Consider the following 16,976-nt stretch of genomic DNA (forward strand, 5'->3'; position numbering starts at 1 on the left):
CGTTCAATTACCATGGAAGTTATATAAGTTAATAAATGATCCATGGCGGCACATAATCCAGAAGAAAGAAATAATGATAAGCAAAAAGCACTAGATAATGCAATAAGTCAAATTGAAAAAGCATTCGGTAAAGGTGCAATAATGAAGCTAAAGCAAAACCCTGTAGAAAAAATAGACACGATATCTACAGGGTCGATTGCACTTGATTCAGCTCTGGGTGTTGGGGGATTGCCAAAAGGACGTATAATTGAGATATTTGGCCCTGAGAGTTCTGGTAAAACTACTCTTGCTTTGCATGTAATTGCTGAAGCACAGAAAAAAGGAGGATTATGTGCATTTATCGATGCGGAGCACGCACTGGATGTTATATATGCTCGTAAACTTGGAGTAAACACCGATGATTTGGTGATTTCACAACCAGACACTGGGGAACAAGCGTTACATATCGTTGAGTATTTAGTATGTTCTGGTGCAGTTGATGTGATAGTCATTGACTCTGTTGCAGCATTAACTCCAAGAGCTGAAATTGAAGGAGATATGGGCGACCAGCACATGGGACTACAAGCAAGACTTCTAAGTCATGGGCTACGAAAGCTCACCTCTGCAGTTTCAAAAGCAAACTGTATATTGATATTTATTAACCAAATTCGTATGAAAATAGGAGTAGTATATGGAAATCCTGAAACTACCACCGGTGGGAATGCGTTAAAATTCTATACTTCTATAAGACTTGATATAAGAAAAGTTGGTGCGATAAAGGATAAGGAGAATATTACGGGTAATGAAACGAGAGTTAAAGTTGTAAAAAATAAAGTTGCTCCTCCGTTTAGAGAGGCAAAATTTGATATAATGTACAATGAAGGCATATCAAAACTTGGAGAAATAATAGATATAGGAGCAAAACTTAATGTGCTTGAAAAGGCAGGTGCTTATTATTCATATAACAATACACGTCTTGGACAAGGAAGAGAAAATGTAAAAAGCTACCTCAAGGCAAACAAAGAAATTGCAAATGAAATAGAAACAAAAATCAGAGATTTATTTAAAAATCACGATGATTCTATTGCAATAGAAGAGGAACGCGAACAACTTCTAGAAGAATCAGTATTCTAATCTAAATTAGTTTGTATTGGGCAGTATTCGTTTGCTATACTAAAGTTTCACTCTCAATTGAGTTGATGAAAGCTGTGTTATCTCCTTGTAGCATCAGGTGTATATTTTTTGCTATTTTTTCCACTAAGAGGATAACATTATCAAAATTTTCAAATTTTGATAATACATAATCTGCTAAGCTTTTCTGACCTTCAGGTCTACCCACTCCAAATCTCAAACGCCAATAATCGTTACCAATAAAGCTATCTATAGACTTCAGTCCATTATGTCCAGCAGAGCTACCACCTTTTTTTACTTTTATTCTTCCAAATTTTAAGTCAGCATCATCATGTATGACAACAATATTGTCTAGCGATAATTTGTAAAAATTTTTTATTTTTGCAATAGGAATACCTGAATTATTCATAAATGAAGAAGGCTTTATTAGCATAACTTTATTATTATTAATTATGCCTGAGGTTATCAAGTAATCAGCTTTCTTAGAAAATGACTGAAAATTCCAATACTTGCAAATTGCGTCAATAACTATGAAGCCAATATTATGGTGAGTTAATTCATATTTACTACCAGGATTACCAAGCCCAGCTATTAAATGCACTACTCCTCTGTTTTTGTTTGAGACTCTTCAACATCACTATCAGCAGCAGAAATTGTCACAATGGTAAAATTTTCTTCCTCATGAGCTACAAATTTAACACCTTCTGGCAATTTTACATCATTGATATGTATAGACTGACCAATCATTTTGCCAGACAAATCAATTTCTATGACTTGAGGTATTTTCTCAGGAGAGCATTTGACAGTAATAGAACGACACAAAACATTAAGCACTCCACCTAATTTGATTCCTGGTGATTTACTTTCATTGATGAATGATAAAGGTATATCTATTTTAATTTCACTACCTTTATCAACAAACTGAAAATCAACATGTTGCACAGTATCCTTTACTACATGCCATTGAATATCACGAACAAGAGCATATTCTTTTTTCCCTGAAATATCTAGTTCTATTAAATGTGCAGAAAGAGCACCTGATTTATATTGTTTAGTAAATTCCTTTGCAGACAATGTCAAATTTACGTTATCATGCCCTTTACCATATATAACTGCAGGTATACTTCCTTTTTCCCTCAGAGCCTGCATCGCTTTCTTTTTTTTTACGTCACGTAACTCTGCATTAATTGTTACCATTTCTTGCTGTGCCATCGATTACTCCTATTCAGCTAATCCTTTTTATATAATTTAATAATATAACATAAAAATATTTATTTCAAACTTCATTCTTTCACAGTAATTTTTTGTGAAAAAATTTATTTAGATATATACTTAAGATCACTTAGTAAGAGCTATGAGTACTGACGATAAATTAGTTTTTAAGATTTATAAGCCAACAAAAACTGCAACACAATCTGGCTTAGGTAATACAAAATTCTGGTACCTAAAAATTGAGCCTTGTTCTTACTATATTGAACCTTTGATGGGATGGGTTGGCTCAAAAGATCCCCAAAAACAGATTTTATTAAAGTTTGATTCTCTTGAAAAAGCAATATCTTACGCAAAGAAACACAACACAAAGTACACAATTGAAATGCCAAAAGATGTTAAAAGACTGCCAAAATCTTATGCAAATAATTTTATACTAAAGTAAATTTTATTGTAGTATGTTTACCTAAAAGCTTAAATCTAAGAACATATCTTGAAAGGACTTAAGTGGTTAAGCATATATTAAAGAGTTCTTGCAGTAAGGAGAGCACGCTCATACGTCAAGCAAATAATGTTTACCTAAAATTCTTTGACATTCGCAGCTTTCTTGGCAATCATATCCCATTTTCAGTAAACAGTGATTCTTCTATATATTAGAAAAATTTTTATTTTAATTAGCGTTAAACAATAGGCGCCTATTGGTTTTTAGCTAAAGTAAAAGTCAAATATCTGGAATTCTGGACATAAAATCCTCCTGTGTAAAAAAGATTAGAAAAAAATGCAGTGCACATACGACAGAGATTAAGTATACGTGTATACACTGAAGAAGACACACTACATTTTTAATGAGTTTGATTGTTTAATAGAAAAAGTCTGCAGACAAAGATAGATTTTGAGCTCTTAAAATATCTCTAATTGTAATTATAATCAGATTTGAAATATGCGCAAGCAATTTTTCATGTTAATATTTCAAATTAGGCCTCTTGCATAACTATATTAAAGGTTACCACTCCCTCATTATATATTTTATTGCATTAATAATTGTTATCTTCCCTTGTGCAACATTTGGCCTTGTCACTGACATCACTCGTTACCCTCCTATTTTTTGCTTACCTCATCTTATTTTTTTCCCTTTCAAGATAGGTTCTAATTGTTATTCTGGGTTTTAAGTTGTGCTAACACACTACAGAGAGTCGAATCTGGCTAGCTAGTATCAAAGGGTTATTTTTTAGGTATTTCTCCGTAAGACTGCAAGTTTTTTTAGATTACTCAAATAACTCCATTCTGCTTGTAGAACTTTTATGTTGCTTTGTACTAAATCAATTTTACGTTTTGTTTGTGTTAGCTATTTATTTAGTGATTGGACATATAATTTTACTTAAAATAGTCCTACAATACTAAGAAAAAACACAATCATTGAAATGATACAGAAGGTCCTCATGATAGCCTTTGTATAGCTCTGAGTTTTGCTGAACGCGCGCGTGGATTTACATTTATTTCTTCTGAACTTGCTTTGATCACTTTTTTATTTAAAAGGGAGAATGTTTTAGTAGATCCTGGTTCACATAAATCTTTAAAAACAGTTTTGACTATACGATCTTCTAAAGAATGAAAAGTAACTACAATTAATTTGCCGTTCTCACTTAAAATCTCAGATGCAGCTTTAATACCCTTTTCAAGCTCTCCTAGCTCATCATTTACCCATATTCTGATTGCCTGAAATGTCCTAGTTGCAGGGTCAATCTTGCTTTTTCCACGAAACACTACAGAACGTACGATATCCGCAAGTTCAAATGTAGTTTTGATAATTTTCTTCTTCCGTGCATTTACTATCGCTCTTGCGATTCTGCGGGAATGACGCTCACCCCCATAATTATATATAGTGTTCGCAATCTCTTCTTCACGTAAAGCGTTAACAAACGTCGAAGCATTCATATGAGAATAGTTATCCATGCTCATGTTAAGTGGGCCATCACGTAGAAATGAGAATCCTCTATCTCCATTATCAAGCTGCATAGATGAAACTCCAACGTCGAAAACTATTCCATCGATACCTTTAATACTATTACTATCTAACAAATTTTTAATATTACTAAATTTCTCAATAAATAGACTTATTCTATCAGGGTATTTAACGTTCAGATCATCATAAAATTTGGTAACTGTTTCATCCCTATCAATTGCATACACTTTGCAATCAGCGGATTCCAATATTGCTTTGCTATATCCTCCAGCTCCAAACGTGGCATCCACATATATACCACCACTGTGTGGTGCCAATTGAAATAGCATCTCTTTTAACAAAACTGGAGTATGTGTCATATCAAGAGACTTTGTGCACTTAAATTAAACTCGCCAAAAAATATATGGAAATATATAGGTATAGTATAAGAATATTTAAATATAATCAACGATATAAAAATTTAATAAGATAATATTATTAATATAACATTTACATAATTCACGTTTGAAAAAGTAAGTAATATTACTATAATATCAAACAAATTACGGAAGATTTCGTGCAACAAATAACAAAAGTAATACTATCAAGTTTAATTTGTAACACTTTGTTGTGGTATGATCACATGCTTTTCAGCCATCTAATAAGCATAATCGGAGATGTGTTTTTTCCATCAGACGACAAATTAGTCAGCATACTTAAAGCTTTTGGAGTGTTTGCAGTGGGTTTCTTAATAAGACCAATTGGTGCTGCTATATTTGGCCACATTGGAGATAAATATGGAAGAAGGATTGCTCTATTTCTCTCTATCATATTGATGACTCTATCAACCGTACTTATTGCATTTGTTCCAGGCTATCAGAACATTGGGGTACTCGCATCAGTACTGGTGGTATGTTTAAGATTATTGCAGGGTATATCTCTTGGAGGAGAGGCAGGAAATGCCCCATTTTTAATAGAGCATGCTCCTAAAAATAAAAGAGGATTCTTTAGCAGTATTGAAGTATTGAGCGCAATTCTTGGCTCAATATTAAGTCTTATAGTGGTGCTTATATGCAAAAAAGTATCCGATTTTGAATCTTGGGGATGGAGATTGCCTTTTATTTTCAGTTTTGTAATAGGATTAATCAGTATATATATGAGATATATACTCGATGAAAGCCCAGAATATAAAAAGCAGGAAAAGCCACATGAATTACCGTTAAAAGAACTGTTAAATGGCTATAAAAAACCTTTTCTAATATCAATCGGAATTGACATAGTTGAGAATGCATCTCTTTACATATATTTAGTGTTTTTTAATCTACTTGCATCAACAATAAACACTCACTTTAATCACGCAGTAGAAATATTGAATCAGGTTGCACTTGGAGGATTGACTATACTATTTGCAATACTTTCTGATAAGGTAGGGAGAGAAAGAGTCATGAAATTTGCATTTGTGACTTTTATAGTAGTAAGTTATCCAGTTTTTTCAATGATACTAAGTGGTAATAATTTGCTCACCATAATGGCGCACGTTCTTTTTATAATCCCAATAGCTGCTTCTCTTGGTCCTGTTAGCGCGTTTATGTGTGAATTATTCCCAATAAAGGTACGATACAGTGGATTTGGTTTATCAAGAAATATAGCTTCGGGATTTTTTGGTGGTCTTGCACCATTTATATGCACAACTATTATCAAAGTTACAGGACAAGGAACTTTAGCAAGTTTTTACATGATTTTCTGTGCACTAATTGGGTTAGTTGCTATATCACAAGTTAAGAGTTAGATTTTTTCAAAAACCAAGTGTTTAAAAAATCTAATCATAAGGTGGAAAATACCAATTTTTAGGTGATAGTGTAAATATTTCAACTCCATCTTTTGTGACTCCAAGCGTATGCTCAAACTGTGCAGAAAGTGAAAGATCACGTGTTGTCACTGTCCAGCCATCTAGCTTGCTGAGCAGAGTTTCATGTTTTCCAGCATTGATCATTGGTTCTACCGTAAAAAACATGCCTTCTTTTAAGATAAGATCCTCACCTTCATCATAAAAATGTACTACATTTGGTGGTGCATGAAAAACCTTTCCTATGCCATGTCCACAATAATTGCGTACGATAGAATATCCAAAATCTTCAATATATTTTTCTATAGTAAATCCTATTTCATTTAACTTATTGCCAGGCTTAACTTGTTTTATCGCTTCCATTAGCGCATTGTAATAAGTAGCATTACACAAACGCTTTGCTTTTATTGAGGGTTTACCAGCCCAAAACATGCGACTTGTGTCACCATACCAGCCATTTAAAATCACTGTAACGTCAATATTTAAAATATCTCCATCTTTAAGAGGTTTATCATCAGGAATACCATGACATACAACAGCATTTTTCGAAGTACAAATTGATTTCGGATATCCCTTATAATTCAGTGGTGCTGGAATTGCACCTGCATTGATTATAAAATCATGACATAGATCATTTAATTTATTAGTTGTTACGCCTACTTTGACGTGTGGTGCAATAAAATCAAGGGTTTCAGCTGCAAGCCTGCCAGCTTTACGCATAAAGTCAAAATCTTCTTGTGAATGTATAGTTATGTTCATGTTTCTTACGTTTTTATTGTAATTTTCTGCTTCTCTTACGGATACATCAGTGTAATAATACTATAAAAATAAGCTCCTAGATCAAGCCATTTGTATATTAAGAGATAAAGACAAAAATCTAGACTGTGACTTTTGACTTAACCCAATGGTATAACTTACTTATTTTGCCATCGTGACCAAGCATTCCAGAATTATTTCTATAAAAGGTGTCAACTATTAGCTTTATAGAGCCTAAAGCAGCAGAAAATACAGGATTTTTGTCGTATTCGCCATCAAGACCACTACAAGATTCAGGGCATCCGATACGGACTTGTTTATTGAATATATAGCTTGCAATTTCTTTCATGCTTGTGAGTTGACTGGTTCCACCTGTGATCACTACTTTATTAATTGGATCTTTCTGTTCTTGAAATTGTTCTCTTATCAGCTCAAGTATTTCCTCAATCCTTGGTCTTATGATGTTAACAAGTTCGGACTTGAGTACTCGAGTCGGTTCATCATTTTCATTGTTTTGCACTGTAATATATTCATTTTCATCTATTGAAGTTACAATAGTGCTACCGTATAGTATTTTTATGCGTTCAGCATGCTCTATACTTGTGCATAGTCCATAAGCTATATCTCGGGTAATGTGAATGCCACCAATTGGAATGCTGCTTGTGTACACAAGTTTTCCTCTCTTAAAAATTCCAATTGCAGTGCATCCACCTCCTATGTCAACAACGGCAGTTCCTAGCTCTTTTTCATCTTTACTTAGACAGGCAAGGCCTGCAGAATATGCAGAAGCAACACAACCAGCCATACTTATCCCACTATTATTAGTTATACAATTTTCGATATTGGTAAGCGCTGGACGCGAAGCAGTGACAACATTAACATCAGCAGATAATCTTTTTCCATATAATCCACTGACTTCCTTTATGTCAGTCATATCATCTAAGTGATATTTCAGTGGTATATTGTGAATGATGACATTTTCTTCGATATATTTCTCAAATGTCTGAAAGACTACACGTTTTATGTCTCGGTCTGAAATTTCGTGATTAGCTGCAATTATTTCGTTATGTACGTTAAAAGATGAGATTCCACCACATCCAGCCACATTCACATATATCTGGTCTATAGTCTCTTCTGATACTTGTTCAGCTAAACCTACAGTTGATGAAATAGAGTAACTTGCATGCTTTGCGTCAGTTATTGATCCACCATTTATACCTTCTGCACTTTTATAACCCGTTCCTATTATTTTATAGCTAAAATTGCTATTGATTTTAACAATGAGACAGATAATTTTTGTTGTACCCACGTCTAAAACAGCAAAAACATTCTGCTTTGGTTTTGTTATTACTGCAGAGTACATTGGTTGACCTTATGATGCGATTCCATTTAAATTGTAGCTTCCCTGAATGAATTTATATTTCTATCATAAATGTAGCAACATTTTAATATACCTAGACAAAAAGAAAAATAAAACACAGAATTACAATTTTTATGTCTAAGTTACCAATTGTAATTGCCCCTGACGAAAGATTAACTACATGCGCCAGTGAAGTAATAGATATAACCGATAAAATTAAAGAATTAGTAAACGACATGTTCGAAACTATGTACGATGCAGAAGGTCTTGGTCTTGCTGCAGTACAAGTTGGAGTGCTGAAGAGAATTTTTGTCATGGACGTTCAGCCAGAAAAGGCTGGAGATGAGCTAGCAGGGTATGACTCAGTTGGCAAGTTTTGTATGATTAACCCTGAAATTAAGGAATTATCTGATGAACAAGTCATTATGAGTGAAGGATGTCTTTCAATTCCGGAGCAAAGCCATGAAATCAAGCGTCCAAAATATTTAACTGTAAAATATAAAAACTTAAATAACGAAGAACAGACGCTAAAAGCTAGTGGTTGGCTTGCAAGGTGTATTCAGCATGAATTGGATCACTTAAATGGTATATTATACATTAGACACTTATCTAAGTTGAAGTATGATTTGGCTATGAAAAAAGCACAAAAGGTTAAGAGACACTATGAGCAATGAAGATCTAGAATTGTTGAAGTTCTATCATGAAGTGGGAGTTGATTGCACACTAACTGAAAGTGAAGAGGAAAAAAAAATGGAAAATGAGAGAGCTGTACAGTCTTCTGTCATCGAGCAGAAAAAAGCCCATGTTCCCAAGTGACTGGATCATTGAAGCAAGGAAGCTTGCAAGTGAATGTAGTAGTGTAGACGAACTAAGAAGTGCAGTTAAGTCATTTGAGGGTTGTGAAATAAAAAAAACTGCAACTAATACTGTTTTTTCTGATGGTAATCCGAATGCAAAAATCATGCTTATTGGTGAAGCACCAGGAGCAAATGAAGACCTGAAAGGCATACCATTTTGTGGTGCAAGCGGAATGCTGCTCGATAAGATGCTCGGTGCAATTAATCTGGACCGCACTAAGGTATATATAAGCAATGCGGTATTTTGGCGTCCACCTGGTAACAGAAAGCCAACTGATCTGGAGCTTGATATGTGCAGACCATTTGTTGAGAAGCACATTGCTCTTATTTTACCACAAATTCTGATTTTTGTTGGAGGAATTGCATGTTATAGCCTTCTTGATAACACAAAGACTATATCGAACTTGCGTGGCAGATTTCATACTTATACTAACCAATATTTATCTCATTCAATTACTACAGCCGCTATATTTCATCCAGCTTATCTACTTCGTCAACCAACACAAAAACGCTTAGCTTGGGAAGATTTGAAGAAGATTAGGGAATATCTTGATAATACCAATAACTACACGGATATTTAGATTACTATTCGTTATCATCTTAGTACCGGCTAATTGAATTAAATATTGAAAAATCTACTAAACAGAGAAAAAGGCAAAAGAAAATCTATCAGCTACTACCTGTTTTTTTAATTGGCGTTTTTTATTGTATTAAATCCTTTGATAAGCGCATTTTAGCTTATGTGGGTAAAAGTTTTATAAAGACATAGAGTACACATAGTGCAAAAAATTAAATATCAAGTATATTGAGCTTTTTGTCGTTTTATCTGCACAGACTGAAGATAAATAATATATCTTCACCCTTATTTTAAGGAGAATGGCGAAGTCTGTCAAGTAACTCTTGCCATTGCTATAGCTGCTTGAGTTTCTGTAATCACAATGTTGGTGCAATGCACGCATGGAATTTTATTTACTCTATAATATGTTGGTTTATAGTAGTACTAATGCAGAAATAAAGGGAGGAGACATTGGAAAGCAATATAAAAAAATTGAAAGGAAATTTTTTAGAACAAGCAATTAGAGTAAATCATGCTGGCGAATATGGAGCCATTTGTATTTATTCTGGTCAAAAATTTATTCTTAAAAAATCTTCCATAATTGATAAAATAATTGAAATGGAGGAGCAGGAAAAAAAACATTTCCACTATTTTAATGAGAAAATCAAGGAGCAAAGAGTTCGTCCTACTGTTTTGTTGCCAATTTGGCGTGCTTTAGGGGTGTCACTTGGTGTTGTAACTTCTATTATGGGTAAAAAAGCCGCTATGGCTTGCACTGCTGCAGTTGAAGAAGTGATCGGAGAGCACTACAAGGAGCAAGTCTTACATTTAGAAGATGGGGAATTAAGAGAAACCATAAGTAAGTTTCGTGATGAGGAGTTAGAACACAGAGATATTGCAATTCAGCACAATGCCGAAAGCGCACTTGGCTACAACGTTTTATCTTTGTTCATAAAAGCAAGCTGCAAAGCTGCTATTTACCTCTCTAAATTGATTTAATCAATCACTATTTGACAACCAATCACATTTGCCTTTAGTTCTTGTGCTAATTACTGCCCCATATCCTCTACTCCAATCGAATGCGTATGAATGTTTATAATTAATTTCTTAATTATTATCCTAAAAATACATTAATTTAATTCCCTATTAGAGTTTTCTTGTTGTTGTAAACATATTTGCATAAGACTAGTAGATAGAACGTTTTTAATAGTCTGAGTTAACTCCTCAGGAATATTTTCAAAACTCTTGCCCATAACTTCTAAAACACTTTTCCCCTATATAAGATAATTCCCTCCAAAGCTTGATTTGTTTTCTAACTTGCTAAACCTTATTTTGCTTTTCTCATCAATTTCTACTACCATTTTGTTACCATCTTTCCGTAGATAAATACTAATCTCTCCTATTTTAGTAGTAAAAAATATTTCAATACCACCTTTTAAGATATCTGTGTAATTTCTTTTTCCATCTTCTGTAATTTCAACTTTTACTATACTTTCCTCAATCTGAAATATGCCAACTTCTAAATCCTTAGCTTTTTCATTATTTAAAGTTCTTGCAGTTTCAACAATACTACCTTGTGGATATTGAATGTAAAAATATTTATTATCTACTTCTACTTCGAGGTCATATTCATCAATTTGCTTATTATCTTTTTTCACAATACCTTCATATGCTATACTCTCTAGCATTTTTTTCTTACTCTTACATTGTTCGTTAAGATCATTTAAATAATTAGAGTCATAGTACCCGACTTCAATATCGCTATAAAAAGATAATCCTTTTTCTATCCCACCTTTTAACACTAAATTACGAGTGATCTTTTGTATGATATTTTTTGTAGTTGAATTGTGTGGATTTGCATGAAAGCGATTAATTAATTCTTCCATTTTTTCAAATATAAAATTTGTTACAGTCTTATTATCCTTACCGTAATATGAGTTTAATCTTATTCCTTGATTTAAATAACCCTCTATTATGCGTTCCATGTACTTTAAAACGCTTTCTTGCTCATCGTGTTCTGTTATACTCTTTATCATCTCATCACAAAATTTTTTAACTAGAATTTGTTCATCTGTAGTCAATGGTATTTGCAATTTCGTAGAAGATGGGTCTCGCTCAAAAAGATAAATTATTGACAATTCCTCTGCTCTTTTAATAAATTCATAACTCCTTAGATATTCTGTAACGTTTTTGTTTTTTGCGTACCTTTTCTTGGTTAAATCGATATGCCTATCTTTACGACTTATAGTCGGTAATTTTGGATTTGATGAACTACTCTAGTTGACTATTGAAGAAGCTGTTAGAGAACTGTTCAGGCTCTAAAATAAGATTACACTTGCTTCTCTAATACTAAATCTCCTCCTTGGTCACGATATTCAAGCACCTGATTAGCAATAGTGCCATTATTAATTAATTTTTGTGCAATTTCTTCAGGACTTGCATCTCTACCTTTATCACCTTTAGACCCAGTATCTCCTTTGTCACCTTTAGAACCTATCTTTCCTTTCTCACCCATATCACCTTTTATTCCCATGGCTCCGTCTAATCCTTTAGGACCAATATCTCCTTTTAATCCGTTTATACCGGGCTCACCCTTGTTACCTGTAAGACCTTGTGTACCATTGAAGCCCCTCAGACCTGGCTCTCCTTTGTCACCTTTAGAGCCAGTATCTCCTTTGTCACCTTTTGGACCTTGTGCACCTGGCAATCCATCTGTTCCGGTATCTCCTTTATCACCTTTAGACCCAGTATCTCCTTTGGGACCTTTTATCTTCCCTGGATTTTGTCTCAACTCTTCTGCTATTCCTTCATGTAAGACAGGATCATTTACTAGCACTTTTTTATCTTGATCATTTTTTGCTTCTAGTACTGCTTTTCCTATTTCACCTACTTTTTGAGTATCAAAGAACTGATGAACAATATTTTCAACTATTGTTTTTGCTGCATTCACATCGCCTTTTAATTTGGCAAACTCAAGCAAATACTCAACTAATTTTTCCTTGTCTATTTCTTGCTTCACGATTTCTAGAGCCTTTGGCTGCTTATTTAAATCACTATGAAGCAGAAGATACTTAGCAAGTGCCCAATCGCTCACCTTATCTTTTATAAGATTGTTAGCTTCTATCTCGCTCATACTGCTTCTATCAACAAGTAGTTTAGCAAGCTTTTCTGCAAATTTTTCATATTTTTGGAAGGCTATAGGATCGGGATTATTTTTCTTTGTGGCATCGCTTGTTATCTTACTCACAGTATCTTTTATAATGTTTTTTGCTTCCTCTAAAGAAAGTTTACTTACTACTCCTTCAGTAAGTTTTGCTACATCAATTTTATTCACAAGTTCCTGCGAATTAAGATTAATTTTACCGGCAATCTGAGTTGCAAGATTTTCACCTTTGATACCATTTGCGTTAAGAACTGCTGCTCCTAGCTCAGCTTTTTTACTGGTAACTAATTCAGTTGCAATTTCTATAGCACTTGAGGCATCTCCCTTCTCACCTTTTGAGCCTTGAGAACCAGGCTTACCCTGAGAACCAGATTCTCCCTTATCGCCTTTTGGACCCAAATGGCCTGGCTCACCTTGAGGACCAGGCGCTCCATCGAAGCCTCTATCACCTTTTTGTCCCCTTTCACCTGGCTCACCTTTAGGACCTTGTACACCAGTACGTTCTAATCTCTCTATTCTGCGTTTTAAAAGTTCAATTTCTGTTTCTAAATTTATATGTTCTTGAATATTCACATCAACCTCCAAAAAGTTATCAAAATTTTCTAAGTTATAATAATAAGGATATGGACCTGGTCTATTGTCGTGCTCATACCCAAAAGAATTAGGGTTAAAATTATAAAAATTTTTACATGTGCTATTTTCATACGATATGCAACCAACATAGCTATTGCCTAACTTTTTTACTGCGAAATAGGTATCTTGTGCTTTCAAGCTCTCCATTTCATGAAAAGGGAATAACTGGAATATATTGTCTATACGAATAAATAATGAAAGGATATCATTCAATATGCCAACTTTTCCACCAGTTAAATGATATACCTGAGCGCTCCTATATAATTTGTATATATTTCTTGATTCTTTAAACAAATAGTCTCCTATTTTTATTTTGAGTCTTTTATCAGGTGAACTTTTAAGATCTTCCAAAATAAGACTGACATTTTCGCTACTAATTATGTCTTTTGGATCTATTAAAACCTTCCTGTTTTCTATCAGTTCATAATAAATACTACAGCTTTCATGATTATATGCTTTAACATAGGAACCATTTGTGTAACCATGAGGTATACGATCAATAGTATCTATCATAGTATCTTTGCCATCATAGTAATAATAATAAGGTTGATCAGAGGTAGTAACTAAAGCGAATTTGTAATCATTTCTTACGCTTTCTAGCTTTAGTTGTAGCTCTTCAAATAAGTCTTTTAGTGTACTTGCCACGTCATGCTTGAAATCTAAAATTTTAAAACTCAGACCAATATTGTTGTCGATGATAATGTAAGATACACTAGGCAGGCTAAATGTTGTTTTGTTATTTAATCTTATTTGTGCAGGTACCCTACGACCAGTTCTATTATTACAATCGTTTTGCGGAATATCTTCCTTTTCTAGCTTAAAACGCATCTCCACCTCCCTTTGCGATTAGATATAGTTAATTTATGGGTATTAATTATTGATTAATAATGATGATAAGTAAATATGATTATGCTTTATACTAATTTAATTATAAACTAGTTTGTGAAAGAAAGTTATTTTTTTACAACTGAGCATAAAAATGCTTTATATTATCGAATTTCTTACCACTCCAGCTATTTCATCTTATAGATGATATCGTTCCAGTGCTTGATACTGAAATCTAGTTCTTCCATAATCTCGTTGGGAACGTTTTCAGTATAGGGATAAATTTTATTAATCTACAGGAATAACCTCACCCTCAGGATAAAGAAGCTAGTTAAATTTGTCAAGCAATTTTTTCATGACCAGCTAGATAAATAGCTACTTCTTCAATTTGATTGAAGTAAAAAACTGGTTTCCATTGCGGTAAATAAGCAACATTACTGAATCTTTGCCGTCTTTTTTTACTGCTGAATCAATTTGTTTTTGAAAATCATTAGTATTTTCAATATCGATTCCATCTAGTTGAATAATTATATCACCTTTCTTAATAACACGTAGTGTAGAATTACTACTACTATCTACACTAGTAACTACTATACCCTTTGTGGGTGCATTATTTTTTAGTTCTTTTGGCAAATTTGAAACGGTTAAACCACTTATATAACTAGATGTTGATTTATTTTCTTCTTGATTATTACCTGAATCATCATTTGTAGATTCCTCGATTGCAACCTTGATATTGACTTCTTTACCTTTTCTAAGTAACTTAACCTGTACTTTCTTTCCGGGCTCAGTTCGTGAAACCATATGAGGTAATTGCGTCGTTCTATCAATTTTTTTGCCGTCAAACTCTAATAGTATATCACCTACTTTGATTCCTCCTTTCTCTGCAGGACTGCCCTTTACTACGCTTGCAACTAATGCACCTTTGATATCTTTTAAACCCAAGGATTCAGCAAATTCTTTTGTTATAGGCTGAACTTGCACGCCAAGCCAACCATGTTTTATTTTTTTACCACTTTTTAATGTGTCAATAATTGAAATAGCTAGATTAGATGGTATAGCAAAGCCTATACCCACGTTACCGCCAGACTCAGATGGGGAATAAATAGCAGTATTAATGCCTATAACTTTTCCATTTAGATGAAATAGTGGTCCCCCTGAGTTACCTCTATTAATTGCAGCATCAGTTTGAATAAATTCATTCATAGTACCAATACTAATGTCTCTAGATCTTGCAGACACAATTCCTGTACTTACAGAGCCACCCAAACCAAAAGGGTTGCCTATTGCAATAACTGTATCACCAACTCTTGCTTTATCAGAATTACCAAATTCAACAAAAGGAAGATCTTTATCAGAATTAATCTTAAGCACAGCAAGATCAGTTTTTGCATCATAGCCTAAAACTTCTGCTTTGAAATAAGTATTATCGTTCATAGTAACTGTAATATCTTGGGCATTTTTAATAACGTGATAGTTGGTTACTATGGTTCCACTTTTATCTATAATAAATCCAGACCCAAGTAACGTCACTTCTCTATTAATGCTAGGAGCTCTATCAAAAAATTGATCAAAATGCTCGAAAAATTCTCTAAAGTCATCAAAGAAATTATTTCTTGGCGTAAAGGGAATTTTAGTTCTACTGTTATTTTCTTGCTTAACTATTTGCTCACTTGAAATATTTACAACTGCGGGAATAAGTTCTTCCACTATATCAGCAAGCCCTTTATTACAACTACATACAGGATCTGCAACTGTTTTTACAAACAGATTAGCATATGAAGAAAATGAAATTAAAAAATATGCAAATATAGATAAAATAAATGCTTTACTTTTCATAAACTATTTCCATCCCTTGTTCAAAATATCTAAGAAATTATTATTTGGTGAAAGCACAAATTTAGTATTACCCTCAGCAAATGATTTATTGTAAGCTTTCATAGAGCGATAAAAGTTAAAGAACTCTTCATCAGCCTTAAATGCCTCATTATAGATTCTAGTTGCTTCAGCATAACCACGGCCTCTTATTTCATGTGATTCTTTTACTGCACTAGAGACAATTCCCCTTTTTAATTTATCAGCTTTTGATCTAATTTCTTGTCCAGCTTGTTCTCCTTCTGCTCTAATTTCTTTTGCTTCCTTTTCCCTTTCAGTTTGCATGCGGCGAAATATTGCAGAACTATTTTCTTCTGGTAGATCTGCTCTCTTAATTCTTACATCTATTATTTCTATGCCAAATTTTCCAGCTTCAGAATAAACTCCACGTTGAATTAATTGCATAACTTCTGATCTCTTTTCATTCAATAAACTAATTAATGAAAATCTTCCTATATTCTCCCTTATGTGAGCTTCTATGACAGGATATAATCTTCTAACTAGCCCTGATTCATTTTTCACAGTTTGATAAAAAGTGATAGGATCTATTATTTTATATTTTGCATAAGCATCTACTATAATACGCTTTTGATCTGCAGTTATCACTTCCCTTGGAGTTTTATCAGGACTTAGATCTAAAATTCTCTTATCAAGAAATTCTACGTTATTTATAAATGGTAGCTTAAAATATAAACCACTCTCCCTAACATCTTTTACGACTTTACCAAGTTGTATAACTATCGCTTGTTTTGTTGTTTCTTGAACAACAAAGATTGAATTAGATAATGCAATCAATAATGCAACAAATAGAAAAGCAAAAACAATTTTAATATTACTACTCATG

General features: G+C 33.5%; 14 protein-coding genes and 1 pseudogene. 6 read left to right on the top strand and 9 right to left on the bottom strand.

The window, feature by feature from the left end; genetic code table 11:
* Positions 1–42: 42 nt before the first annotated feature.
* On the top strand, positions 43–1,113 hold the full coding sequence (gene recA, locus BBB02_RS03250) for a recombinase RecA (protein ID WP_127463961.1): 1,071 nt from the start codon (positions 43–45) through the stop codon (positions 1,111–1,113).
* Positions 1,114–1,147: 34 nt separating this feature from the next.
* Here the strand turns inward: recA and pth are convergent, their stop codons facing one another.
* Both pth and BBB02_RS03260 read right to left on the bottom strand, forming a co-directional pair.
* Positions 1,148–1,711, bottom strand: coding sequence for an aminoacyl-tRNA hydrolase (gene pth / locus BBB02_RS03255; protein WP_127463962.1), 564 nt, complete (start codon positions 1,709–1,711; stop codon positions 1,148–1,150).
* Complete coding sequence (locus BBB02_RS03260; protein WP_127463963.1) at positions 1,711–2,322, bottom strand: 50S ribosomal protein L25/general stress protein Ctc; 612 nt, start codon at positions 2,320–2,322, stop codon at positions 1,711–1,713. The genes pth and BBB02_RS03260 overlap by 1 nt, the downstream gene beginning before the upstream one ends.
* Before the next feature lie 142 nt (positions 2,323–2,464).
* Between BBB02_RS03260 and BBB02_RS03265 the strand changes: the two genes are divergently transcribed.
* Positions 2,465–2,764, top strand: coding sequence for an ETC complex I subunit (locus BBB02_RS03265; RefSeq protein WP_127463964.1), 300 nt, complete (start codon positions 2,465–2,467; stop codon positions 2,762–2,764).
* A gap of 992 nt (positions 2,765–3,756) precedes the next feature.
* Here BBB02_RS03265 and rsmH read toward each other — a convergent pair.
* On the bottom strand, positions 3,757–4,641 hold the full coding sequence (rsmH, locus tag BBB02_RS03275; RefSeq protein WP_127463965.1) for a 16S rRNA (cytosine(1402)-N(4))-methyltransferase RsmH: 885 nt from the start codon (positions 4,639–4,641) through the stop codon (positions 3,757–3,759).
* Positions 4,642–4,838: 197 nt separating this feature from the next.
* Here rsmH and BBB02_RS03280 point away from each other — a divergent pair, with 197 nt between their 5' ends.
* Entirely contained in the window at positions 4,839–6,050 is a 1,212-nt protein-coding gene (locus BBB02_RS03280) for an MFS transporter (RefSeq protein ID WP_127463966.1), read from the top strand.
* Between the two features lie 30 nt (positions 6,051–6,080).
* Here the strand turns inward: BBB02_RS03280 and map are convergent, their stop codons facing one another.
* Positions 6,081–6,866, bottom strand: coding sequence for a type I methionyl aminopeptidase (gene map, locus BBB02_RS03285; protein WP_127463967.1), 786 nt, complete (start codon positions 6,864–6,866; stop codon positions 6,081–6,083).
* A gap of 118 nt (positions 6,867–6,984) precedes the next feature.
* Entirely contained in the window at positions 6,985–8,226 is a 1,242-nt protein-coding gene (ftsA, locus tag BBB02_RS03290) for a cell division protein FtsA (protein ID WP_127463968.1), read from the bottom strand.
* 131 nt (positions 8,227–8,357) lie between these two features.
* On the opposite strand from ftsA, the gene def reads away from it, so the two are divergent.
* The 3 genes and pseudogenes from def to BBB02_RS03305 all read left to right on the top strand — a co-directional run bounded on the left by def (position 8,358) and on the right by BBB02_RS03305 (position 10,635).
* A complete protein-coding gene (gene def / locus BBB02_RS03295) occupies positions 8,358–8,897 on the top strand; it encodes a peptide deformylase (RefSeq protein WP_127463969.1) in 540 nt (179 codons plus the stop codon).
* Positions 8,887–9,661 (top strand): annotated as a pseudogene (locus tag BBB02_RS03300) (uracil-DNA glycosylase). The gene def and the pseudogene BBB02_RS03300 overlap by 11 nt, the downstream one beginning before the upstream one ends.
* A 446-nt stretch (positions 9,662–10,107) precedes the next feature.
* Positions 10,108–10,635: a demethoxyubiquinone hydroxylase family protein gene (locus tag BBB02_RS03305; protein ID WP_063630917.1), complete on the top strand. Its 528-nt coding sequence runs from the start codon at positions 10,108–10,110 to the stop codon at positions 10,633–10,635.
* Between the two features lie 275 nt (positions 10,636–10,910).
* Here the strand turns inward: BBB02_RS03305 and BBB02_RS03310 are convergent, their stop codons facing one another.
* The 4 genes from BBB02_RS03310 to hflC form a co-directional block, all read right to left on the bottom strand.
* Positions 10,911–11,774, bottom strand: coding sequence for a hypothetical protein (locus BBB02_RS03310; protein ID WP_245970055.1), 864 nt, complete (start codon positions 11,772–11,774; stop codon positions 10,911–10,913).
* A gap of 191 nt (positions 11,775–11,965) precedes the next feature.
* Complete coding sequence (locus tag BBB02_RS03315; protein WP_245970056.1) at positions 11,966–14,260, bottom strand: collagen-like protein; 2,295 nt, start codon at positions 14,258–14,260, stop codon at positions 11,966–11,968.
* Positions 14,261–14,632: 372 nt separating this feature from the next.
* Entirely contained in the window at positions 14,633–16,096 is a 1,464-nt protein-coding gene (locus tag BBB02_RS03320) for a DegQ family serine endoprotease (protein WP_127463970.1), read from the bottom strand.
* 3 nt (positions 16,097–16,099) lie between these two features.
* Complete coding sequence (gene hflC, locus BBB02_RS03325; RefSeq protein ID WP_127463971.1) at positions 16,100–16,975, bottom strand: protease modulator HflC; 876 nt, start codon at positions 16,973–16,975, stop codon at positions 16,100–16,102.
* Between the last annotated feature and the right edge of the window lies 1 nt (position 16,976).

Origin of the sequence: Wolbachia endosymbiont of Bemisia tabaci (assembly GCF_003999585.1) — a bacterium.
In the GTDB taxonomy this organism is placed as follows: Bacteria; Pseudomonadota; Alphaproteobacteria; order Rickettsiales; family Anaplasmataceae; genus Wolbachia.